The sequence below is a fragment of the Amycolatopsis sp. NPDC028719 genome (assembly GCF_055565395.1).
In genome coordinates this window covers 174,368-195,837 of sequence record NZ_JBVHUL010000016.1, presented here as the reverse complement: position 1 = coordinate 195,837, position 21,470 = coordinate 174,368, and the positions used below count along the sequence as shown (strand labels likewise).

The following is a 21,470-nucleotide window of genomic DNA, read 5'->3' as shown; positions in this document are numbered from 1 at the left end:
TTTCGTGACCGACAAGACCGGCTGGTGGCGGAGCGCGGCGATCTACCAGGTCTACATCCGCAGCTTCGCGGACGGCAACGGTGACGGCGTCGGCGACCTCGCCGGCGTCCGCGCCCGGCTGGACCACCTGGCCGACCTGGGGATCGACGCGATCTGGTTCACCCCGTGGTACCCGTCGCCGATGGACGACGGCGGCTACGACGTCGCCGACTTCCGCGACATCGAGCCGCTCTTCGGCACACTCGCCGAGGCGGAGGACCTGATCGCCGAGGCGCACGCGCGCGGCATCCGGGTGATCATCGACATCGTGCCCAACCACTGCTCCGACGAGCACCGGTGGTTCCAGGCCGCGCTCGCGGCCGGCCCGGGATCGCCGGAGCGGCAACGGTTCTGGTTCCGGCCCGGCCGCGGGCCGGACGGCGCCGAGCCGCCGAACAACTGGAAGTCGCGCTTCGGCGGGTCCGCCTGGACGCGCGTGCCGGACGGCGAGTGGTTCCTGCACCTCTACAGCTCGCGTCAGCCGGACTTCAACTGGGAGAACCCGGACATCCGCCAGGAGTTCGAGGACGTGCTGCGGTTCTGGTTCGACCGCGGTGTCGACGGCTTCCGCATCGACGTCGCCGACGGGCTGGTCAAGGACCCGCGGCTGCCCGACGTCGACGACGGCGACGAGACGCCGTTCTCCGACATGGAGGGCCTGCACGAGATCTACCGGTCGTGGCGCAAGATCGCCGACAGCTACGGCGGCGAGCGCGTGCTGGTCGGCGAGATGTGGCTGCCGGACATGTCCCGCGCGGCGCGCTACCTGCGCCGCGACGAGCTGCACTCGGCGTTCAACTTCGACTTCCTGGTCTGCCCGTGGGAGGCGTCGCGCTTCCGGGACGTCATCACCCGGACGTTGCGGGCGCACGACGAGGTCGGCGCGCCGGCCGCGTGGGTGCTGTCGAACCACGACGTCACCCGGCACGTCACGCGCTACGGCCGCGCACGCGACACCGGGTTCAGCTTCGCGAACCGGCTGCACGAGCTGCCGGTGGACCGGGAGCTGGGCACCCGGCGGGCCCGGGCGGCGGCGTTGCTGACCCTCGCGCTGCCCGGCGGTCTGTACGTCTACCAGGGCGAGGAGCTGGGACTGTGGGAGGTCCTGGACATCGCGGACGAGCTGCGCCAGGACCCGGTGTGGGCCCGCACGAACGGCGCCGACCCCGGCCGCGACGGCTGCCGGGTGCCGATCCCGTGGTCGGGTGACGAGCCGCCGTTCGGCTTCGGCTCCGGGGGCGCGTGGCTGCCGCAGCCCGAGGAGTGGAAGGCCTACACGGCGGAAGCGGAGGCGGCGGACCCGGCGTCGATGCTGTCGCTGTACCGCGACGGCCTGCGGATCCGGCGTGACCTGCCCACGGGCGAGCTGGAGTGGCTCTCCCTCGGCGAGGGTGTGCTGGCGTTCCGGATCGGCCCGGACTTCACGTTCGCGCTGAACTTCTCGGCCTCGCCGGTGCCGCTGCCGGACGGCGAGGTCCTGCTGGCCAGCGGCCCGCTCGACGGCTCCCTGCCCACGGACACCGCGGTCTGGCTGCGCTCCTGAGAAAAGCCGTGAATGTCGCATTGAGGGACTTGGAGTCCCTCAATGCGACATTCACGGACTTGCTACTTCGTCAGCTGCAGGACGTCGATGCCGCGGGCGTTGTCGGCGACGTAGACGTACTTGCCGTGCCAGTACGGGGCCCACGCGCTCGCGTCGCCCGGGCGGTAGTACGCGATCTGACGCGGGTTCGTCGGGTCGCTGACGTCGAGGAACCGGGTGCCCTGCGCGTAGAACGACTGCACCAGGATCTTGCCGCGGACGTCGAAGTAGTGCGCGGAGCAGTCGTCGGACGCCGGGTCGCTGCCCTCCTGGCCGTTGACGCCCCACGTGCCGACGCTCTGCAGGCGGAACGGCTGCTCGGGCGTCGAACGCCAGCCTTCACCGTGGTACGAACCGGCGAGCGAAGAGATCGTCAGGACGCCGTCGCCCGCGCAGCCGTCGACGAAGTTCTCCTCCGTCGTGTAGATCAGGTCCTGGCCGCGCCAGGCGCCGTCGCCGACGCGGTGGCCGGCCGGGTGGAAGCTGTTGTGCATGAACCGCGAGGGCGCCGCCGTCTCGGCGATGCCGCCACCGGCGTACGGGATCGGCTCGTGCGCCGTCGCGCGGCGGACCTTGTTCGTCAGCGGGTCGCGGTGCACCCCGTCGGTCCAGTAGCCGCGCACGCCGCCGCGCCCGGACACCCAGGCCACGCCGTTGCCGTCCACCTGGACGTCGTGCACGTAGTCGGTCTTGCCGTCGTTGCGGGCCAGCTCGATCGGCTCCGGGTTCACCTTCGGGTGCCGCGGGTCGCGGATGTCGGTGACCCAGATCGGCCGCCCGCCCCAGTCGGCCGGCTGGTCGGCGGCCTTCGACGGGCCACCCGTCCACAGGTAGCGGCACCCGTCGACGCAGCTGGTGGTGTGCCCGCCGGGCGCCTTCACGTAACTGATGATCTTCGGCGCTTCGGGCTTCGCGACGTCGACGACGTAGATGCCGGACTCGCCGGTCTGCGTGGTGCCCCCGAACGCGCGCGGGTCGCGGGAGAGGAACACCAGCTTGCGGTCCTGGTCGACCTCGGTGTCCTCGGTCTCCCACAGGCCGGGCAGGCTGACCTGCCCGACCAGCTTCGGCGCGGCCGGGTTCTTCGTGAGGTCGTAGACCTTCAGCCCGAACTCGCCGGACACGACCATGACGTCGCGGCGGCCGTAGTCGAGGAAGTTGATCGAGATGGCGCCGGCGGCGTCCGGCACGCTGCCGACGGCCTTGACGTTCTTGATCGCCCCCGGATCGCCCAGGGTGCGGGCGGCCGGAGCAGCGGGTTTGTCGTCCTCGCCGCAGGCGGCGGCCGGGAGCCCGGTCGCGACCAGCGTGGCGCTGACGGTGACAGCGGCGAAGCACGACCGGAGCCAGGTGCGCACGAAACCTCCCAGAAGGCGTGTTCCCCGGGAACGGTACGACGGAGATCAACCGGACACAAGCGCCTTTGGTTGGCGGCTGACTGGTAGGACTGGCGCATGCGCATGCTCACCCTGCTCGCCGCTGTGGCCCTCGCCGTCACGGGCTGTTCCGCTGCCGACCCGGCCCGGCCGGGTGTCCTGTCCGCCGGGATCCGCGAGCCCGCGACGCTGCTGCCCGCCGACGTCGCCGACCAGGCGGGCCGGCTGGTGACCGGCGCGCTGTGGACCCCGCTCGCCGACTACGACGCCGCGGCCGGGAAGCTCACCCTGCGCGCGGCCGCATCGATCGAGAGCGCCGACCGGGTGCACTGGACGGTCAAGCTGCGCCCGGCGACGTTCCACGACGGCACCCCGGTCACCGCTCAGTCCTATGTAGACACCTGGCGGACGATCGCGGCTTCGCAGTGGGCCGCCGCGCCGGTGTTGACGAAGTTGTTGCGGGCCCGCGAAATCGTGGCGTCCGCTCCGGACACGATCACCCTCGTCCTGGACCGCCCGTCCGGACAGGTGCCGGCCTTGCTCTCGGCGCCGGGCCTGATGCCGCTGCCCGCGTCGGTGCTCGCCTCACGGGACTGGAAGGGCTTCGCCGTGGCACCGGTCGGGAACGGCCCGTACCGGCTCGACGGCCCGTGGCGGCCCGGCTCGGGCGGCACGCTGAAGCGCGTCGGCTCCGGCGTCGGCAAGACCGAGGAGATCGAGCTGCGCGTCGCCGATCCGGCCACCCAGTACGACGCGGTCAAGGCGGGCGCGCTCGACCTGGCCACCGAGGTGCCCGGCGAGAAGCACGACGCGATGCACGCCGACTTCGGCGACGACCACCACGCGACCTGGGCGCTGCCGCGCGCGGGCTACCTGGCGTTCCCGGTGGCGAACCCGCGGTTCGCCGACGCGACGGTCCGCCACGGCTTCGCCCTCGGCATCGACCGCGCGGCCCTCGAAGCGGGTCCGCTGGCCCACCAGGTCGACCCGGCGAAGGCGCTGCTGCCCCCGGCGGACGCGCCCGGCGAGCGGTCGGGCACGTGCCGGCCGTGCAGCTTCGACGCGGCAGCGGGCAAGGCACTCCTGCAGCAGGCCACCTTCCCCGGCGGGGCGACCGTCTACCTCGGACCTTCGACCGAAGCTTGGACCCGCACCCTGGTGGTCGGCCTGCACAAGTCCCTGGACGTCTCGGTGACGGCTCAAGCTGCTCCGGCCGCCGGGCAGCCGGATGGTCCGTCCACCCTGGACGTGTCGCTCGCCACCGCGAGCCCGTACGAGCTGTTGTCGACGCTGGCATCGGAGTCCGGCTACACCGACGAGGTGTTCCGCCAGAACCTGGCGCTCGCGGACGCGGCGGCGAGCCCGGCGGAGTCGGGCGAGCTGTACCGGCTGGCGGAGAACCAGCTGCTGCGCGACCTCCCGGTGGCCCCGCTGTGGTCCGGCCACGGCCACGCCGTCTGGTCGTCGCGCGTCCACGACGTCGTGACGACGCCGTTCACCGGCCCGGTATTGACGGGAATCGGAGTCTCGTGACGTGGGACCCGGCGCCCCTGTCCGAAGTGGCCTCGCTGTTCTCGGCGGCCGCGGTCCCGTGGTGGATCGCCGGCGGGTACGCGATCGAACTCGCGGTGGGGCGGGCGTTTCGTGAACACGCGGACGTCGATGTCCTGGTCCTGCGGCGCGACCAGCTCACGGTCCAGGAGGCGCTGGCGTCGTGGGAGTGGTGGGCGGCGGACCCACCCGGCACGCTCCGGCCGTGGCGCCGCGGCGAGGTGCTGCCGGCCGGCGTCGACGACGTCTGGTGCCGGCCGTCGGCGTCCGCGCCGTGGCGGATCCAGATCATGCTCGACGAGACGGAGGGTGACGAGTGGGTCTCCCGGCGGAACCCCGCCGTGCGCCGCGCGGTCACGGGTCTCGGCGACGTCTCGGCGGACGGGATCCCTTACCTGCAACCGGAAGTACAGCTGTTCGCCAAGGCCCGCGACAGCAGGCCGAAGGACGAGCAGGACTTCGCCGCCGCGCTGCCGGTCCTGGACGCTTCCCGACGGCAGTGGCTCGCGGACGCCCTCCGGACGACGTTCGGTGCGCACCCCTGGCTCGACCGCCTCTAGCGACGCGCTTCAGACCGCGGCGTGCTCGACCAGAGTCTCGATGAACGCCGTGGTCAGCGGGTCCGGCGCCGCTCGCGTGTAGGCCGCCAGCGTCCGGCGCACCGGCACGCTCGGCCGCAGGACCCGGCCCTCGAAACGAGCCGGCAGCACGTTCGCCGGGACCAGCGCCGGACCCAAACCGGCCGCTGCCAGGATCGGGGCCGCCGCCGTCTGCTCGGTGCGGACCGCCGCCCGCGGGCGGAACCCGGCCGCCGCGCACGCCGCGTCGACCAGCTCCGCCAGGCCGTTGCCCGGTGCGTAGTGCACCCACGCGCAGTCGGCGAGCGTCGCCAGGTCGACCTCGCCGGATGCGTCGTCCTCCGAAGCGCCGTCGGCGGGCAGCACGACCACGAACTCCTCCACGCCCAGCTCCCGCACCGGCCCCGGCCAAGCCGGCGGCAGCGGGCCGAGCGCGACGTCGGCCTCGCCCGCCGTCATCGCCTCCCGCAGCTCGTCCGCGTGCCGGAACTCGATCAGCCGGACGTCGACGCCGGGCCGGTCGCGGCGCCACACGCGCAACGCCGGTGGCAGCACGCCGAGGCTCATCGAGTAGACCGTCGCGACCTGCAGCTCCCCCGCCGTCGTGCCGGACGCCAGGCGGGCGGCGCAGCGCGCGCGTTCGGCGTCGGCCAGCGCCGCCCGCGCGTGCGGGAGCATCGCCCGGCCCATCGGCGTGAGCCGGACGGCCCGGGGCAGCCGTTCGAGCAGCGGCCCGCCGAGGCCGTGTTCGAGGGCCCGCATCTGGTGCGACAACGCGGGCTGGGTCACGTGGAGCTGCTCGGCCGCGCGCGTGAACGAGCCGGTGTCGACCACGGTGACCAGGTACTCGAGCTGCCGCAGACTGGTCATGACGAAAGCTTATCGCAGCCGTGAGAACCAAGCCTTGGACTTATCGCGAGCGCGTGAGCAGCCTGGAGACATGGAACGCAAGACAGCCCTGGTCGCCGGGGCGAACGGGATCATCGGCCGGAACCTCGTCGAACACCTGCGGGCGGACGGGGGCTGGGACGTCATCGGCCTCTCCCGGCGCGGCGGGCTCGCCGTCGACCTGCTCGACCTGGCGGACACCCGGGCCGAGGTCGGGGCGCTGACCGGCGTCACGCACGTCTTCTACGCGGCGTACCAGGACCGGCCGACGTGGGCCGAGCTGGTGCCGCCGAACCTGGCGATGCTGACGAACCTCGTCGACGCCGTCGACCCGGCCGCCCTCGAACACGTCAGCCTCATGCAGGGCTACAAGGTCTACGGCGCGCACCTCGGCCCGTTCAAGACGCCCGCGCGCGAGACCGACGCCGGGCACATGCCGCCGGAGTTCAACGTCGACCAGCAGCAGTTCCTCGAGCGCCGCGCGGGCTCGTGGACGTGGTCGGCGATCCGGCCGTCGGTGGTCGGCGGCACCGCGCTCGGCAACCCGATGAACCTGGCGCTGGTGATCGCGGTGTACGCGTCGATCTCGAAGGAGCTCGGCCTGCCACTGCGGTTCCCGGGCAAGCCCGGCGCGTACGACAGCCTCCTGGAGATGACGGACGCGGGCCTGCTGGCCGACGCGACGGTCTGGGCCACCGGCCGGGAAGGCGCGTTCAACATCGCGAACGGCGACCTGTTCCGCTGGAGCGAGCTGTGGCCGAAGCTGGCGGCGTACTTCGGGCTGGAAGTCGCGCCGCCGCTGCGGATGTCCCTGGTGGACGTCATGGCCGACAAGGGTCCACTATGGACCGAGATCGCCGCGGAACACGGGCTGACCGCGTCCTATCAGGACGTATCGGCGTCGTGGGCGTTCGGCGACTTCGTGTTCGGCTGGGACTACGACATGTTCGCCGACACGTCGAAGTCCCGGCGCGCGGGCTTCCACACCTACGTCGAGACGGAGCAGATGTTCTACCGCCTGTTCGACGAGTTCCGGAAGGCGCGGGTGATTCCCTAGCCCCGGCCGATGAACGGCATGGTCGTCGCGGTGACGGTGAGGAACTGGACGTTGGCGTCCAGCGGCAGGCCCGCCATGTACCGCACCGCGTCGGCGACGTGCCGGACGTCGAACGTCGGCTCGGCGAGGATGCGGCCGTCGGCCTGCGGGATGCCGGCGGCCATCCGCTCGGTCATCTCCGTGGCCGCGTTGCCGATGTCGATCTGCCCGCAGGCGACGTTCCACGCGCGGCCGTCGAGCGAAATCGACCGGGTCAGGCCGGTGACCGCGTGCTTGGTCGCGGTGTAGGCAACGCTGGCGGGCCGCGGGGCGTGCGCGGAGATCGAGCCGTTGTTGACGATCCGGCCGCCGCGCGGGTCCTGGTCCTTCATCAGCCGGACGGCCTGCTGCGCGCAGAGGAACATGCCGGTGAGGTTGACGTCGACGGTGCGCTTCCAGTCCTCGACGGACAGATCGGCGACGGTCCCCGCGGCCCCGATCCCGGCGTTGTTGACCAGCAGGTCGAGCCGCCCCCACCGCTCGCGGACCGCGGCGAACAGCGCGGCGACCGACTCTTCGTCCGCGACGTCCGTGGGCACGACGAGCGCGCCGTCGCGGTCGCCGGCGGTTTCGGTGAGGGCGCCGGAGCGCCGACCCGCGAGGGCGACGGACCAGCCGTCTTCGAGCAGCGCCCGCGCCACCGCCCGCCCGATGCCCGATCCGGCCCCGGTCACCACCGCCGTCTTCACCATCACCCCTCCTACACTGCCCACATGGGTCTTCGCGAGCGCTTCCAGGCCGGTCTCGCCCGGCAACTCGGCCACCCTAGCGGCCTGCGCGGCCGCTTCGTCGGCTCTGCACTCAACCGCAGGAACCGCGAAGCGGTGGTGAAAGCCGTCGCGGCGCTGGAGCTGTCGGGCGCCGAACGGGCCCTGGACATCGGCTTCGGCGGCGGTCTGGGCCTCGGCCTGCTGCTGCGGAAAGCCGCCACCGTGCAAGGGGTGGAGATCTCGAAGACGATGCTCGACCGGGCACGCGGGGCCTTCCGCCGGGAGATCACGGGGGGCAGGCTGATCCTGAGCGAGGGGTCGATGACGGCGTTGCCCCTCGACGACGGTTCGGCCGACGCGATCGTCACGACGAACACGGTCTACTTCGTCGACGACCTCGCCCCGGCGTTCGCCGAGGTCGCCCGGGTGCTCGCGCCGGGCGGGCGGTTCGTGCTGGGCATCGGCGACCCCGAGCTGATGGGCCGCGCCCGGATGCTCACCGACAACGGCTTCCGCATCCGCCCGATCGCCGAGATCGAAGCGACTTTGGCCGCGGCGGGGCTGGCGTTGTCGCGGCACGAGCGGTTCGCCCACAGCGGGCTCGGCTTCCACCTGCTGGTCACCGGGAAATGACGAAACGGGGGCCCGGCCGGTGCCGGACCCCCGTTTCGCAGGTGCTTACCTGGCCGCGACACCCAGCGCCGCGAGCGCCGGGCCGGCCATGATCACGCCGTTGCCCGTCACCGTGTCGAACCCGGGCGCGCCCAGGTCGATCGCCGAAGACACCAGCGCCGAACGGATCTGCGCCGGCGTCGCCGTCGGCTTGCCCGACAGCAGCAGCGCCGCGATCGCCGCCGCGTGCGGGGCCGCCGCCGACGTCCCGAAGAACGGCTGGAAGCCCGCCACCGACGTCGCCACGCCGTCCGCCGCCGTGATGTCCGGCTTGTTGCGGGTCGTGCCCCCGGTCGAGGACACGTTGCCCGGCGTGATCGCCGTGCCGTCCGCGTTGTAGAACAGGTGACGCTTGCCGTCGGAGGAGAAGCGCTCCCACTTGCTCGACGCGCTGAACAGGCCCGGGTACGGGCCCGCCGGGTTGGCCGGGTCACCGGTCTCCAGCGGCCGCGTGAACGCCGGGCCGGCCGGGGCCGCCGCCACGCTGAACGCGTTCGCCGCCGACGAGTGGCCGTTCGTGACGCCGTTGGTGCTGAACGCCTTGAGCGAACCCGAAGCCACGAACCGGCCGCGGATCACGTTGAGCGCGATGAACCGGTCCGCGCCGCTGTACTTCACCACCGCGACCTTGTAGCCGGAGCCGGTCGTCGGCACGCTCGCGATTTCGTACGGGTTCTGCGAACCGGACTGACCGTTTTCGCTCGACGCCACGACGCTGCCCGAGGAGTTCAGGATGAACAGGTCGTAGTCGTTGGCGGACTTGCCCCACGGGTCGGACCAGAACAGCGTCACGGGCTTGCCGAGCGAACCGGCCGAAAGCGCGTCGAAGTTCTGCGTCGTGCTGCTCGGGTCGAAGTCGTGCGGAGTGCCGGTGACGCCGCTGATCTTCGACGACGAAGCGCGGAAGTCACCTTCGTAGTAGCCGCTGGTGCCGTCGGTCGCGTTGCCCGAGTTGCCGGCCGAGGAGAAGTACAGGACGCCGGCCGCGGTGACGTCGTTGACGGCCTGCGCGACCTGCGTGTCCTGGAACGGCGACTCGTCGAAGTAGGCGACGTCGTCGACGATGATCGTGCAGTGGCCGGTGGTGCGCAGCGCGCGGATGTTCGCGGCGAAGCTGGCCTCGCTGGTGAACGCGGTCGCGAAGCCGAGCGCGGCGTTCGGCGCGAGGTCGTGGATGATCTCCAGCATCGCGGTGCCTTCGTCGCCGCTGCCCTTCTGGCCGGACAGGACGTCCACCGCGGGCAGCTCGCCGGCGCTCTGCGACTTGGCCAGCGAGTCGACGCCGTCGGAGAGCACGCAGACCTTTACGCCGGAACCGCTGACGCCGTAGGTGGCGCGGGCGGTGTCGGCGCCGTGCGCCTTGTCGCCTTCGGAAACCTGGGTCGCCGCGGCGGCCTGCGCGGCCACCCGGAAGTCCCGGTTGCCCTGCTCGCTCCAGGTGGTCGCCTGCGCGGCGGGCTTGACCTCGGCGACGTCGGCGCGGCCGGCGATCGCGTCCACGGCGGACAGCGGGAGGTCGGCGCGGACGGCGCCACCCGCGGCGTAGCGGACGACGCCGCCGGCCGCCTTGACCGCGTTCGCGACGGCCTGGTCACCGGCGGCGGCGATCTCGACCGCGACGGTGCCGGCGCTGCTGACGCCGACGCCCGAGCGGTAGTCGGGCAGCTTCGCGGCGAGGGACCGGTCGGCCCGCAACCGCTTCTCGACGACGAGCTGGCTCGATTGCTTGCGCTCGGCGGGGGTCAGGCTCTTCTTGATGCTCTGGAGCGCGCTGATGCCCGCCTCGGTGCGCGCGGCCGCCGCGTCCACCGTGGACGGCTGCGCCACCGAAACCCCCGTCGTCAGCAGCAACGCGCCGACCGTCAGCGGAACCGCGTGCGCGGCGACCCGGCTGAATCTCACCATCGATTTCTCCCTGAGCCACTCGGCCGTATGACACCCAACCGGGTGTAATGGGGAGAATCTAAGTAGTGACCAGGCGGTGGTCCACCGACCAAAGTCGGGAACGTCCGGCCGTCCACATACTGGAACGCTCAGGGGAACATGAGAACTATTTTTCCGCGGCCGTGCCCGGTCTCGATTTCGCGATGAGCCGCCTCGGCCTCGGTGTACGGGTAGGCGCGCCGGACGTGGAACCGCAAGTCGCCCTTCGCGTAGAGGGCCGCCAGCTCCGCAAGCCGCGCGGCGGAGCGTCCGGACTTCGAGACGAGCACGCCGAGCCCGGCGGCCCGGCCGTGGTCGACGAGGGTGAGGATCCGGGTCCGGTCCGTCACCATTTCGAGTGACAGATCGAGGGCAGCGCCACCGGCACCGTCGAGCACGGCGTCGACCCCCAGCGAGGCCACGCGGTCCTTGAGCCCTTCGCCGTAGACGACGGGGGTGGCGCCCAGTTCGCGCAGGTAGTCCTGGTTGACCTCGCTCGCGGTGCCGATCACATGGGCGCCCCGGAGTTTCGCGAGCTGCACGGCGGCGGTACCGACCGACCCGGCGGCGCCGTGGACGCGTCCAGGGCGATCGACGCGGTCTGCGAGCCGGCGGTGAACCCACCGGCGACCTCCCACGGCATTTCCGGCGGCTTCGGCGTGACATCGGTGGCGGGCACGACGATGTATTCGGCGGCGGCTTGCACGGCGGTGAAGCCGAGAACTTCGGTACCGGCCTCGAAATCGCCTTCGTCGACGACGCCGGCGAACTCGTTGCCGGGCACGCGCGGCCAGGTGAGCTCCAGGCCGGGCGGCTCCCACCCGGCCCGCACGGCGGCGTCGTACGGCTGCACACCGGCGGCCTTGACGCGCACCCGCACTTCACCCGGCCCGGCGTGCGGCTCGGGGAGGTCGAGGACTTTCAGGACTTCGGGCCCGCCGAATTCGGTGAACGCTACGGCTTTCATGACGTCAGCCTGAAACTTCGAGTAGTCTTGAAGTCAAGGGTTCACCGTAGGCTGGCGGTATGGGCCAGCCCGAAATCCTCGCAGCCACGCCCGCCCAAGCCGGCGAGTTGACCGCACTGATGCACGCTTCATCGGCGTACCAGGGCGACTACGCATCCATCCTCGACGGCTACGAGGTCACTCCCGGGTACATCGAAAGCAACCCGACCTTCGCAGCCATGACCGGCGGCGAGGTCATCGGCTTCTACGCACTGCTCGAAGATCCCCCGGAGCTGGACATCCTGTTCGTGGCGGACCCAGCACAGGGTCTCGGCCTCGGAGCGCGCCTGGTCAAGCACATGTTCGAGGAGGCTCGCAAGCGAGGAATGCGCAGCATCCGCGTCGTCTCACACCCGCCGGCGCTGCAGTTCTACCTCCGCATGGGAGCAAGGCGCACCGGCACGATCCCACCGGTCCCGCCGAAGGTCCGCTGGGCCCGGCCAGAGCTCCACTTCGACGTACCACAGGTCGCACACTGCTAAGCCAAGGTCAGCTCCGGCCACTGCCGTTTCCACCGGGCGGCCTTGCGTTCATAAACCTCACGCGGAGCGAGCACCAGATTGGGACGGACCACCAAGGCGAAGAGGTCATCAAGCCCGCGCGGAGCGTAGAAGTGCCAGGAGCCATCAAGTTCGAGGCGGACACCGACGCACGAACAGATAGCCGGGAAGGCATCGATCGCCTCCTCTGTGGTCGCGAAGGGTCGGCAGGGAACGCCGAACTTGGTTTCGTACCAGAGGTGCACACGCGCTTCGTTGCGAACTTCGACGTCGATCGGAAGACCCCGGCAGGCATCGGCAACGGTCCGGATGACCCGGTCTTCAGCATCCCAGCTCAGGTCTCCACCGTCGAAGTAGAAGAGGTCGTAGTCCTTGATGCCGGCCGTGGCTTCACGACCGGTGAGAACATTCCACACGGTCTGCACAACACAACCGGCGGTGAGGTACCACTGCGGTAGCCCGAGTTCCCGCGCCACCACGAGCAGGCCGACCAGACTTTCGTTGCTCGACAGAACACCCTGCAACCGCGCAAGATCCGCCAAGTGGCACCGCCCGCACTTCCCCCGCCGCCCCGATCCGAAGCCGCCGTACTGACGATTCAGGCATCGGGGCGACGACCGGCAATCACATATTGATCATGTGCCCGGCCAGCCCGTGAAGAGCTTCCTTGACAGCCTCACCCAAGGTCGGATGAGCATGCACGTTCCGAGAAACCTCATGCACGGTCAAATCCCACTGCTGGGCCAAAGTGAGCTCCGGAAGCAGCTCCGTGACATCCGGCCCGATCAAATGCCCCCCGATCAGTTCCCCATACTTGGCATCACTGATCAGCTTGACGAACCCACCGGCATCCCCCAGCCCCTGAGCCTTCCCATTGGCGGTGAAGGGGAACTTCGCCACGCGAACGTCGAAACCCTTCTCCCGGGCCTGCTCCTCGGTCCACCCGAAACTGGCGATCTGAGGCTGGCAGTAAGTAGCCCGCGGAATCATCGGGAAGTCCAGCTCCATGGTTTCCGCACCGGCGATGGTCTCCGCCGCCACGACACCCATCGACTCCGACGCGTGCGCCAGCATCAGCTTCGCCGTGACATCACCGATCGCGAAGATGTGCGGGACATTCGTCCGCCCCCGGCCGTCGATGGCGATCGCGCCCCGGTCGGTGAGGGAGACGCCGGTCTTCTCCAGCCCATAGCCCTCGACCCGCGGCTGGAACCCGATGGCCTGCAAAACCTTGTCAGCGGAAAGAACCCGCTTCCCCTCCTTCTCCGAGGACACCGTCACCTGCACCGACGAACCGGAATCGTCGATCGACTCGACCCGCGTCGACGTCAGCACCTTGATCCCGAGCTTCCGGTACCGCCGGAAGAGCTCCGCCGACACCTCGGCGTCCTCCAGCGGCACCATCCGGTCGAGGAACTCGACGATCGTGACGTCGACGCCGTAGTTGTGCAGCACGTAGGCGAACTCGACGCCGATCGCGCCCGCGCCCGCGATGATGATGCTCGACGGCAGCTCACTCGAGAGGATCTGCTCTTCGTAGGTCACCACGCGCGAGCTGCGCGACGTCCCCGGCAGCAGCCGGGTGGTCGCCCCCGTGGCGATGATGCAGTGGTCGAAGGTCACCTGCGAGCCGTTCACCTCGAGGGTGTGGTCGTCGACGAACGTGCCGTGCCCGTCGATTTCGGTGATCTTGTTCTTCTTCATGAGGAAGTGCACGCCCTTGACGCGCCCGTCGGCGACCTTCCGGCTCCGCTCGTAGGCGGCCGTGTAGTCGACGCGGATCGGGCTGTCGGACGAGATGCCGAACGCCTTCGCCTCCTGCGTCACGACGTGCGCCAGTTCGGCGTTGCGCAGCAGTGCCTTCGACGGGATGCACCCGACGTTCAGGCAGACGCCACCCCAGTACTTCTCCTCGACCACCGCGGCGCTCAGCCCCAGCTGGGACGCGCGGATCGCCGCGACGTAGCCGCCCACTCCGGCCCCCAGCACGACGACATCAAAGTGTTGTGCACTCATACCTCCGAAACTACCCCTTCGGGCAGGTCCGGGCGGGGTGACGCGGCCCTCAGGCGGCCGCCGGGCGCTCCTCGCCGCGGATCGTTTCGAGCAGCGCCGTCACCGCCGCCATGATCCGCGCCGTCGCCTCTTCCAGCACCTCGCGCGTGAGCGGCCGGTCGCGCAGGTCCGAGAGGTCGACCGGCGGTCCCGCGACCAGGTCGACCGTCTTGCGCGGCAGCCCGCGGGGGAACCACGACGTCGACGGCAGCAGGTGGTGGGTGCCCCAGTTGGCCACCGGGATCACCGGCGCGCCGGTCTCCAGGGCCGCGCGCACGATGCCCGTCTTGCCGCGCATCGGCCAGCCGGCCGGGTCCTTCGAGAACGTGCCCTCGGGGAAGACCGCGACGCACTCGCCGGCCCGCACCGAGGCGACCAGGTCGCGATAGGCCTCGGCCGCCGTCGCCGCGCCGCGGTACACCGGGATGTGGCCGCCCGAGCGCATCACGCGGCCCACCACCGGCAGCTTCCACAGCGACGCCTTCGCCAGGTACCGGGGCACGCGGCCGGCGGCCAGGCAGAACGCCGTCAGCGTCGTCGGGTCGGCGAACGACAGGTGGTTCGACGCCACCAGCACGCCCCCGGACTGCGGGATGTGGTGCGAGCCGCGCACCCGGAAGCGGGTCGTCTGGACGAGGAACTGCCAGACCACCTCGATCGCGAAGCTGTACCAGGCGCCCCGGCCGGCGCGGGCGAAGCGCCGGCCGTAGGCGATCATCTGGCGTCGGGTGAGCAGCTCACCCTCGAGGTCCAGGGCGGTCCAGCGGTTCATGAATGTCATTCGTAGCCGACGACCGGCCGGATCGGCTCGCCCTCGCGCCGAACGCGGCGCAGATCACACGCGCTCGAGCACGACCACGGGGATGTCGCGGTCGGTCTTCTTGAGGTACTCGTTGTAGTCCGGCCAGACGGCGGCGAGCTTCTCCCACAGCCTCGCCCGCTCCTCGCCCTCGGCCGTGCGGGCGCGGGCCTTGAACTTCTCGGCCTTGATCTGCACGCCGACCTCGGGCGTCTCGACGAGGTTGAGGTACCACGCGGGATGCTTCGGCGCGCCGCCGGCGGAGGCGACGACCACGGGGTTGCCGCCGTCCTCCTGGTAGATCAGGGCGAGCTTGCGCTCCTGGCCGGTCTTGCGGCCCTTCGTGGTCAGCAACAGCGTCGGGACGCCTTCCTGCCACTCGTGGCCGACCTCGCCGTCGGTTTCCTCGTAGCGGCGGATGTGCTCGTCACCGAACAGCATGCGTGCGTCCTTTCGCGGTCGGTCGAAAGTGGCGTACTCACCACTCGAGGATCCTCCTTGTTACCAGGACACACGCCCGCGCCGATCCTCCCGAGTGCTGCCCCCGTGCTTTTCACTCGAACGGGTCAGGTCCCCCAGCCAGCGGCTTCTCCCGGCCCACCCCCCTCCCAGTAGATTGCACCGACCGAGCACGCGGAGACACCCGAGACCGACCTTGGAGGAGCCAGCCATGAAGGCCCGGCCGCACGTGACACTCGAAGATGTGGCACGCAGCGCGAACGTCTCGCTCGCGACGGCGTCGAGGGTGCTCAACGGCACCGCGTCCGTCCGCGCCGACCTGCGGGAGCGGGTTTCCGCCGCCGCGGCCGAGCTGGCCTACGCCCCGAACGCGCACGCGCAGGCGCTCGCCGGCGGCACGCACCGCACGGTCGGCGTGATCTGCCACGACGTCAGCGACCCGTACTTCGCCGCGATCGCCGGCGGGGTGATGCGGGTGGCGACCGACAACGGGCTGCTCGTGATGCTGGCCGGCACCTTCCGCGACCCGGACCGCGAGGTCGCCTACGTCTCGACGCTGCGCGCGCAGCGAGCCGCGGCGATCCTGCTGATCGGCTCGGCGTTCGAGGACCGCGCGTGGGAACGCGCGATGGCGGCGGAGCTGGAGCCCTACCGCCGCGGCGGCGGGCAGGTCGCGGCGGTCAGCCGCCACCGCGGGCTCAAGATCGACACCGTGCAGCCGGACAACAAGGGCGGCGCCGCCGCGCTGGCGGAGGCGCTGGCCGGGCTCGGCCACAAGCGGTTCGCCGTGCTGGCCGGGCCGCGGAAGCTGAGCACGGTCGTCGACCGGCTCGCCGGGTTCACCGACGGGCTCGCCGACCACGGCATCAGCCTGCACGAAGACGACGTCGTCGAGGCCGCCTTCACCCGGGACGGCGGCTACGAAGGGATGAAGCGGCTGCTCGCCGGCCGCAAGCGCAAGCTGCCGACCTGCGTCTTCGCCGTCACCGACGTGATGGCGATCGGCGCGATGACGGCGTTGCGCGAGGAGGGACTGTCCGTGCCCGGGGACATTTCGCTCGCCGGGTTCGACGACATCCCGGTGGTCCGCGACCTCGCCCCCGCGCTCACCACCGTCCGGCTGCCGCTCGAGGAACTCGGCGAACGCGCGATGGACCTGGCGATCAAGGGCGCCGGCGGCACCCGGCCGCGGACCGTCCGGCTCTCCGGCGAGGTCGTGCTGCGGGAGAGCACCGCGCGCCCCAAGCGCTGACGCCACCCACTCGGTCGGGCCTTGTCGCACCTCGGCACAGGTCCTACCGTGGAGCGGAGAAAGCGCTTTCTGACTCCCGGAGGTCTTCCGATGCTCCTGCTCCCGGTCCCCGGCGGCGGGCTCGTGCACTGGTCACCGTCCGGGCCGCCGCCGCCCGGGCCACCGGGCGAACCGCCGGCGTCCCGGCTCGCCTACGCCGCCGCGCACGTCGTCGCGGACGCGCTCGCCGACGAACCCGGCGCCGTCGACTGGGACACCACGCTGGCCTTCCGCGAGCACCTGTGGGCGCACGGGCTCGGCGTCGCCGAGGCCATGGACACCGCGCAACGCGGCATGGGCCTCGACTGGGCCACGACGCGGGAGCTGGTCACCCGCACCGGCGCGATCGCTGCCGGCCGCCGGTGGTGCGCCGGCGTGGGCACCGACCAGCTGCCGGCCGGGCCGGCCACTCCGGCGTCCATTGTGGACGCCTGGCGCGAGCAGCTGGACCTGGTCGGCGGCGCGGGCGCGGTGCCCGTCGTCATGGCGAGCCGGGCGCTGGCCGCGGCGGCCAACGGCCCCGGCGACTACCACGCGGCCTACGGGAAGCTACTGTCCGAAGCAGGCGGCCCGGTCCTGCTGCACTGGCTGGGCGAGCAGTTCGACCCCGCGCTGGCCGGTTACTGGGGCCACCAGGACGTCCGCGCCGCGGCCCGTGAGCTGGCAGCCCTGTGCGCCGAGCACGCGGGCACCATCGCCGGGGTGAAGGTCTCGGTGCTGGACGCCGGCGTCGAGACCGAGTTCCGGCGCGCGCTGCCCGACGGCGTCGCCTGCTACACCGGCGACGACTTCCACTACCCGGAGCTCATCGCCGGCGACGAGCAGGGCCACAGCGAAGCCCTGCTCGGCATCTTCGACCCGATCGCGCCGGTCGCCGCGGCGGCGCTGCGTCGTCTGGACGACGGCGACCGCGCGGGATTCCACGCCCTGCTCGACCCGACCGTGCCACTGGCGCGCGAAATCTTCCGCGCCCCGACCCGGCACTACAAGACCGGCGTCGTCTTCCTCGCCTACTTGAACGGCCATCAAGAGCACTTCCGGATGCTCGCCGGGAGCGAGTCCGCACGCACGATCAGCCACCTCGCGACGCTGCTGCGGCTGGCCGACGCGGCCGGCGTGCTGACCGACCCCGAGCTGGCCGTCGCCCGGATGCGACCCCTGCTGCAGGTCGCGGGGGTGGCGTGATGGACCCGCGGTTCAGCCTCAACCAGATCACCACCAAGGCCTGGTCGCTGCCCGAAGCGGTGGCCGGGTGCGCCGCGGCCGGCGTCGGCTGGATCGGGTTGTGGCGCGACAAGGTCGCGGAAACCGGCGTCGGCGAAGCCGCGCGCCTGCTCGAAGAGCACGGTGTCCGGGTCTCTTCGTTGTGCCGCGGTGGGTTCTTCACCGGCGTGACGCCGGAAGGGTCCCCTGTGGACGGTGTGGCGCGGACGCGGGAGGCGATCGACGAAGCCGCCGCGCTGGGCGCCGGCGTCCTCGTGCTGGTCGTGGGCGGGATCGCGGGCAACGACCTCGCCGCGTCCCGGCAGCGGGTCGCGGACGCCGTGGGCGAGCTCGCGCCGTACGCCGGGGAACGCGGGGTCCGGCTCGGCCTCGAGCCGCTGCACCCGATGCAGTGCGCGGACCGGTCCGTGCTGTCCACTGTGGACCAGGCACTGGCGATCGCGGTGGACCATCCGCCGGAGCAGGTCGGGGTGATCGTCGACGAGTTCCACGTCTGGTGGGACCCGCGGATCGAGGAGTCGATCGCCGCGGCCGCCGGGCGGATCGCCGGGTTCCACGTGTGCGACGTCCTCGTGCCGCTGCCCGATCCGCTGCTGGGCCGCGCGCTGCCGGGCGACGGCCCGATCGACCACCGCCGGCTGCGCGCCCACGTCGAGGCGGCCGGCTACACCGGCCCGATCGAGGTCGAGGTGTTCAACGCCGCGCTGTGGGCCCGGCCGGGCGCGGAGGTGCTCGCCGAGAGCGTCGCGGCGTTCGAGCGTCACGTGGCCTGACGCGGGCGCCGGTACGCTGGACCCATCAGGCGGACGGGGGTCGCTCGATGGCGGAAGACGACGGAGCGGTCCGGAGCGTGCTGCGCGCCTTCGACCTGCTGGCTCTCTTCACCGAACGCCGCCGGACCTGGGCGGTCAAGGACCTCACCGCCGCGAGCGGGCTCGCGAAGACGACCGTGCTGCGGCTGGTCGCCACCTGCGAACAGCGCGGCCTGCTGTGGACGCGTCCCGACGGGCGGGTCACTGTCGGGCCGGGGATGCTGCGCTGGGCCCAGCTCGCGAACACCGCGTGGCAGCTGCCCGAGCCGGTCCGCCAGGTCCTGCGCGACGTCGCCCGCGAACACGGCGAGACGGTCTCCCTGTACGTCCGCAGCACCGAAGTGCTGGTCTGCGTGGCCCAGGAGGAGGGCTCGCGGGCCATCCGGCACGTCGGGCACGCCGGGGACGAACTGCCGCTCGGGTGCGGGGCCGCCGGGCAGGTGCTGGCCGGCGCCGAGGGCACCGCGGTCAGCCACGGTGAGCCGGAACCGGGCGCGTCGAGCGTCGCCGCACCGGTGTCCGACGCGGACGGGCGGCTGCTGGCCGCGCTGGCCGTCACCGGCCCGACCACGCGCTTCACGGCCGAGGCGGTGGCGAGGCTGAGCGCGGGAGTGACGGACGCCTCACGCCGGATTTCGCGGATCGGTTTCGGTGGGCGGCCGGACTAGAACGTAGGCTCCCGGCATGCCGAACCTGCTGGTGGTGGAAGACGACGCGGCGATCGGCAGCGTGCTCGAATCGACCCTGCGACTGCACGGTTACCAGGTGTGCTGGCGCCGCGACGGCCGCACCGCCCTGCAGGCGGCGGAGACCGGCGACTTCGACCTCGTGCTGCTCGACCTCGGTCTGCCCGACCTCGACGGCGTCGAGGTCTGCCGCCGGTTGCGGGCCGCGCTGCCCGCCGCCGTGCTGGTCATCCTCACCGCGCGGCAGGAGGAGATGGACGTCGTCGTCGGCCTCGACGCCGGCGCCGACGACTACCTCACCAAGCCGATCCGGCTGGGCGAGCTGCTGGCCCGGGTGCGCGCGCACCTGCGCCGCGGCGCGCCGGCCGCGGCCCGGCCCCCGGTGACCGTCGGCGAGCTGACCGTCGACATCGCGGGCCGCCGCGCCACCCTGGGCGGCCGCGAGGTGGTGCTGCGGGCCAAGGAGTTCGACCTGCTGGCGCGGCTGGCCGAGCAGCCCGGGATCGCCGTCAGCCGCGAGACGCTGATGGCCGAGGTCTGGGACGCGCACTGGTACGGCTCGACGAAGACCCTGGACGTGCACATCGCGGCGGTGCGCCGCAAGCTCGCGGCGGCGGCCGGTCCCGGCGCCGAACTGCCCCGGATCGCGACCCTGCGCGGCCACGGGTACCGGCTGGAGGACCCCTCCCGGTCGCTCGCCGAAGGCTGACCGTGCGCCGCCGGATCATCTCCCTGACGGTGCTGGCCGCCCTGGTCGCGACCGTGCTGTTCGCGCTGCCGCTGGGCATCGCGGTGTGGCAGTACCACCACGACGACGCGAAGGTCGATCTGGAGCGGGCCGCGGACGCCACCGCACTCGCCGTGTCGGAAGACCTGAACGCCGGACGGCGGCCGGGCGTGCCCCCGCTCGACGAGGAGGACGGCGAAGCCGAGGGCGAGGTCGGGGTCTACGCCCCGGACGGGCGGCTGCTCGCCGGGCGCGGGCCCGCCGTCGGCGGCCCGGTCGAGCGGCAGGCGGCCGAGGCCGCGGAGGACGTCGTCATCGGCCGTGAAGGCGACGAAATGGCGCTGGCGGTGCCGGTGGTCAGCGGCTCCCGGGTGACCGGGGTGGTCCGGGCCGCGCTGCCGCTGTCCCAGCTGCGGCTGCGGATCTTGCTGACCTGGCTCGGCATGGCCGGGCTCGCGGTCGCGGCGATCGGGGTGAGCTGGCTGCTGGCCCGGCGGTTCGCCGCACGGCTGGTCCGGCCCCTGGAAGAGCTGGCCGCGGTGGCCGGGCAGCTCGGCGACGGCGACTTCACCGTCCGCGGCCCGCGCGCCGGGATCGCCGAGATCGACCGGGTCGGCGAGGCACTGGACGCCACCGCGGCCCGGATCGGCGAGACTCTCGAGCGTGAGCGCGCGTTCTCCGCGGAGGCGTCCCACCAGCTGCGCACCCCGCTGACCGGGCTGCGCCTCCAGCTGGAAGCGGCGCTGGAGACGCCGGGCGCGGACCCGCACGCGGCGATCCGCGCCGGGATCGCTTCCGCCGACCGGCTGGAACGCACCATCGAGGACCTCCTGGCGCTGGGCCGCGAACGCCGGGCACCGCGGGCCGAGCTCGATCTCGACGCCCTCCTGGAGGAGATCCGGCAGGCCGGCGAGGCGCTGCTCGCGCCGCACGGGCGCACGGTGCGGATCGTTCGCCAGGACCCGCCGCCGGCGCGGGTGGCGGCCGCGGCGGTCCGCCAGGTGCTCGGCGTCCTGCTGGACAACGCGGCGACGCATGGGCGGGGCACGGTGACGCTGATCGCCCGCGACGCCGGCGAGGCACTGGCCATCGACGTCACCGACGAGGGCCCCGACCTGGGCGAGACGGACCCGTTCGCGACGGCGGCGTCCGGGCACGGCATCGGCCTGCGGCTGGCCCGCAGCCTGGCCGAAGCCGAAGGCGGCCGGCTCCGCCTGAGCCGTCCCGACCCGCCGACGTTCACCCTCCTGCTCCCGACCGCCGAACCCCCCACCCCGGCGTGACGAACGGGGCATCAAGCGTGCTTGAGCAGGCATCACCTGTGTCTGGAGGGGCATCGAACGTGATGCCCCTCCAGACACAGGTGATGCCCCGCTGAGCACGTGTGATGCCTCTTGGCGCACGCGGAATGATTCGCCATGGCCTGTGTGATCTGTGCAATGAATCACCTGTGATTCATCTGTACGCGCAATGTTCCCCTGTTTTGCGTGCCAGGG

General features: G+C 71.9%; 20 protein-coding genes and 1 pseudogene. 12 read left to right on the top strand and 9 right to left on the bottom strand.

Features of this window, described 5'->3' with window-relative positions:
* Nucleotides 1-4 precede the first annotated feature (4 nt).
* Nucleotides 5-1,582, top strand: a complete 1,578-nt coding sequence (locus ACZ4TR_RS46535) for a glycoside hydrolase family 13 protein (protein WP_465295230.1) — start codon at nt 5-7, stop codon at nt 1,580-1,582.
* Between the two features lie 62 nt (nt 1,583-1,644).
* Here ACZ4TR_RS46535 and ACZ4TR_RS46530 read toward each other — a convergent pair whose 3' ends face one another.
* The gene (locus ACZ4TR_RS46530) at nt 1,645-2,979 is read right to left on the bottom strand and encodes an LVIVD repeat-containing protein (RefSeq protein WP_465295228.1); all 1,335 of its coding nucleotides are present in this window, start codon (nt 2,977-2,979) and stop codon (nt 1,645-1,647) included.
* 96 nt (nt 2,980-3,075) lie between these two features.
* Between ACZ4TR_RS46530 and ACZ4TR_RS46525 the strand changes: the two genes are divergently transcribed.
* Both ACZ4TR_RS46525 and ACZ4TR_RS46520 read left to right on the top strand, forming a co-directional pair.
* Nucleotides 3,076-4,530 (top strand): peptide ABC transporter substrate-binding protein, encoded by a 1,455-nt coding sequence (locus ACZ4TR_RS46525; RefSeq protein WP_465295226.1) that lies wholly within the window; start codon nt 3,076-3,078, stop codon nt 4,528-4,530.
* Nucleotides 4,527-5,108, top strand: coding sequence for a nucleotidyltransferase domain-containing protein (locus ACZ4TR_RS46520; RefSeq protein WP_465295224.1), 582 nt, complete (start codon nt 4,527-4,529; stop codon nt 5,106-5,108). Before ACZ4TR_RS46525 ends, ACZ4TR_RS46520 begins: the two co-directional genes overlap by 4 nt.
* Before the next feature lie 9 nt (nt 5,109-5,117).
* Here the strand turns inward: ACZ4TR_RS46520 and ACZ4TR_RS46515 are convergent, their stop codons facing one another.
* The gene (locus ACZ4TR_RS46515) at nt 5,118-5,996 is read right to left on the bottom strand and encodes a LysR family transcriptional regulator (RefSeq protein WP_465295222.1); all 879 of its coding nucleotides are present in this window, start codon (nt 5,994-5,996) and stop codon (nt 5,118-5,120) included.
* Nucleotides 5,997-6,066: 70 nt separating this feature from the next.
* Here ACZ4TR_RS46515 and ACZ4TR_RS46510 point away from each other — a divergent pair, with 70 nt between their 5' ends.
* Nucleotides 6,067-7,071 (top strand): SDR family oxidoreductase, encoded by a 1,005-nt coding sequence (locus tag ACZ4TR_RS46510; protein WP_465295220.1) that lies wholly within the window; start codon nt 6,067-6,069, stop codon nt 7,069-7,071.
* Here ACZ4TR_RS46510 and ACZ4TR_RS46505 read toward each other — a convergent pair.
* Nucleotides 7,068-7,802, bottom strand: coding sequence for an SDR family oxidoreductase (locus ACZ4TR_RS46505; protein ID WP_465295218.1), 735 nt, complete (start codon nt 7,800-7,802; stop codon nt 7,068-7,070). The genes ACZ4TR_RS46510 and ACZ4TR_RS46505 overlap by 4 nt on opposite strands.
* Before the next feature lie 21 nt (nt 7,803-7,823).
* On the opposite strand from ACZ4TR_RS46505, the gene ACZ4TR_RS46500 reads away from it, so the two are divergent.
* Complete coding sequence (locus ACZ4TR_RS46500) at nt 7,824-8,453, top strand: class I SAM-dependent methyltransferase (protein WP_465295216.1); 630 nt, start codon at nt 7,824-7,826, stop codon at nt 8,451-8,453.
* A 45-nt stretch (nt 8,454-8,498) separates the two neighbouring features.
* Here the strand turns inward: ACZ4TR_RS46500 and ACZ4TR_RS46495 are convergent, their stop codons facing one another.
* Both ACZ4TR_RS46495 and ACZ4TR_RS46490 read right to left on the bottom strand, forming a co-directional pair.
* Nucleotides 8,499-10,397: a S8 family serine peptidase gene (locus ACZ4TR_RS46495; protein WP_465295214.1), complete on the bottom strand. Its 1,899-nt coding sequence runs from the start codon at nt 10,395-10,397 to the stop codon at nt 8,499-8,501.
* Between the two features lie 128 nt (nt 10,398-10,525).
* Nucleotides 10,526-11,382: pseudogene (locus ACZ4TR_RS46490) on the bottom strand (NADP-dependent oxidoreductase).
* Nucleotides 11,383-11,441: 59 nt separating this feature from the next.
* On the opposite strand from ACZ4TR_RS46490, the gene ACZ4TR_RS46485 reads away from it, so the two are divergent.
* Nucleotides 11,442-11,903, top strand: coding sequence for a GNAT family N-acetyltransferase (locus ACZ4TR_RS46485; protein ID WP_465295212.1), 462 nt, complete (start codon nt 11,442-11,444; stop codon nt 11,901-11,903).
* Here ACZ4TR_RS46485 and ACZ4TR_RS46480 read toward each other — a convergent pair.
* From ACZ4TR_RS46480 to ACZ4TR_RS46465, 4 genes are all read right to left on the bottom strand, one after another.
* A complete protein-coding gene (locus ACZ4TR_RS46480) occupies nt 11,900-12,463 on the bottom strand; it encodes a nucleotidyltransferase family protein (protein ID WP_465295210.1) in 564 nt (187 codons plus the stop codon). The genes ACZ4TR_RS46485 and ACZ4TR_RS46480 overlap by 4 nt on opposite strands.
* An 82-nt stretch (nt 12,464-12,545) precedes the next feature.
* Nucleotides 12,546-13,937: a dihydrolipoyl dehydrogenase gene (lpdA, locus tag ACZ4TR_RS46475; protein WP_465295208.1), complete on the bottom strand. Its 1,392-nt coding sequence runs from the start codon at nt 13,935-13,937 to the stop codon at nt 12,546-12,548.
* A gap of 49 nt (nt 13,938-13,986) precedes the next feature.
* The gene (locus tag ACZ4TR_RS46470) at nt 13,987-14,748 is read right to left on the bottom strand and encodes a lysophospholipid acyltransferase family protein (protein ID WP_465295206.1); all 762 of its coding nucleotides are present in this window, start codon (nt 14,746-14,748) and stop codon (nt 13,987-13,989) included.
* 63 nt (nt 14,749-14,811) lie between these two features.
* Entirely contained in the window at nt 14,812-15,216 is a 405-nt protein-coding gene (locus ACZ4TR_RS46465; RefSeq protein ID WP_465295204.1) for a nitroreductase family deazaflavin-dependent oxidoreductase, read from the bottom strand.
* Between the two features lie 229 nt (nt 15,217-15,445).
* On the opposite strand from ACZ4TR_RS46465, the gene ACZ4TR_RS46460 reads away from it, so the two are divergent.
* From ACZ4TR_RS46460 to ACZ4TR_RS46435, 6 genes are all read left to right on the top strand, one after another.
* Nucleotides 15,446-16,486: a LacI family DNA-binding transcriptional regulator gene (locus ACZ4TR_RS46460; protein ID WP_364511819.1), complete on the top strand. Its 1,041-nt coding sequence runs from the start codon at nt 15,446-15,448 to the stop codon at nt 16,484-16,486.
* Between the two features lie 90 nt (nt 16,487-16,576).
* Nucleotides 16,577-17,710 (top strand): DUF993 family protein, encoded by a 1,134-nt coding sequence (locus tag ACZ4TR_RS46455; RefSeq protein WP_465295202.1) that lies wholly within the window; start codon nt 16,577-16,579, stop codon nt 17,708-17,710.
* Complete coding sequence (locus ACZ4TR_RS46450; protein ID WP_465295200.1) at nt 17,710-18,522, top strand: sugar phosphate isomerase/epimerase family protein; 813 nt, start codon at nt 17,710-17,712, stop codon at nt 18,520-18,522. The genes ACZ4TR_RS46455 and ACZ4TR_RS46450 overlap by 1 nt, the downstream gene beginning before the upstream one ends.
* Before the next feature lie 47 nt (nt 18,523-18,569).
* Entirely contained in the window at nt 18,570-19,229 is a 660-nt protein-coding gene (locus tag ACZ4TR_RS46445; RefSeq protein ID WP_465295198.1) for an IclR family transcriptional regulator, read from the top strand.
* Between the two features lie 16 nt (nt 19,230-19,245).
* Nucleotides 19,246-19,956 carry a response regulator transcription factor gene (locus tag ACZ4TR_RS46440; protein ID WP_465295196.1) on the top strand — a complete coding sequence of 237 codons (711 nt, stop codon included), beginning with the start codon at nt 19,246-19,248 and terminating at the stop codon, nt 19,954-19,956.
* A 2-nt stretch (nt 19,957-19,958) separates the two neighbouring features.
* The gene (locus ACZ4TR_RS46435) at nt 19,959-21,257 is read left to right on the top strand and encodes a sensor histidine kinase (RefSeq protein ID WP_465295194.1); all 1,299 of its coding nucleotides are present in this window, start codon (nt 19,959-19,961) and stop codon (nt 21,255-21,257) included.
* Nucleotides 21,258-21,470 lie beyond the last annotated feature (213 nt).

Coding starts and splice junctions, on each gene's coding strand:
- ACZ4TR_RS46440 (WP_465295196.1), top strand. CDS start 19,246: ATGCCGAACCTGCTGGTGGTGGAAGACGACGCGGCGATCGGCAGCGTG.
- ACZ4TR_RS46515 (WP_465295222.1), bottom strand. CDS start 5,996: ATGACCAGTCTGCGGCAGCTCGAGTACCTGGTCACCGTGGTCGACACC.
- lpdA (WP_465295208.1), bottom strand. CDS start 13,937: ATGAGTGCACAACACTTTGATGTCGTCGTGCTGGGGGCCGGAGTGGGC.
- ACZ4TR_RS46525 (WP_465295226.1), top strand. CDS start 3,076: ATGCGCATGCTCACCCTGCTCGCCGCTGTGGCCCTCGCCGTCACGGGC.
- ACZ4TR_RS46470 (WP_465295206.1), bottom strand. CDS start 14,748: ATGAACCGCTGGACCGCCCTGGACCTCGAGGGTGAGCTGCTCACCCGA.
- ACZ4TR_RS46500 (WP_465295216.1), top strand. CDS start 7,824: ATGGGTCTTCGCGAGCGCTTCCAGGCCGGTCTCGCCCGGCAACTCGGC.
- ACZ4TR_RS46465 (WP_465295204.1), bottom strand. CDS start 15,216: ATGCTGTTCGGTGACGAGCACATCCGCCGCTACGAGGAAACCGACGGC.
- ACZ4TR_RS46450 (WP_465295200.1), top strand. CDS start 17,710: ATGGACCCGCGGTTCAGCCTCAACCAGATCACCACCAAGGCCTGGTCG.
- ACZ4TR_RS46495 (WP_465295214.1), bottom strand. CDS start 10,397: ATGGTGAGATTCAGCCGGGTCGCCGCGCACGCGGTTCCGCTGACGGTC.
- ACZ4TR_RS46485 (WP_465295212.1), top strand. CDS start 11,442: ATGGGCCAGCCCGAAATCCTCGCAGCCACGCCCGCCCAAGCCGGCGAG.
- ACZ4TR_RS46460 (WP_364511819.1), top strand. CDS start 15,446: ATGAAGGCCCGGCCGCACGTGACACTCGAAGATGTGGCACGCAGCGCG.
- ACZ4TR_RS46445 (WP_465295198.1), top strand. CDS start 18,570: ATGGCGGAAGACGACGGAGCGGTCCGGAGCGTGCTGCGCGCCTTCGAC.
- ACZ4TR_RS46455 (WP_465295202.1), top strand. CDS start 16,577: ATGCTCCTGCTCCCGGTCCCCGGCGGCGGGCTCGTGCACTGGTCACCG.
- ACZ4TR_RS46505 (WP_465295218.1), bottom strand. CDS start 7,802: ATGGTGAAGACGGCGGTGGTGACCGGGGCCGGATCGGGCATCGGGCGG.
- ACZ4TR_RS46510 (WP_465295220.1), top strand. CDS start 6,067: ATGGAACGCAAGACAGCCCTGGTCGCCGGGGCGAACGGGATCATCGGC.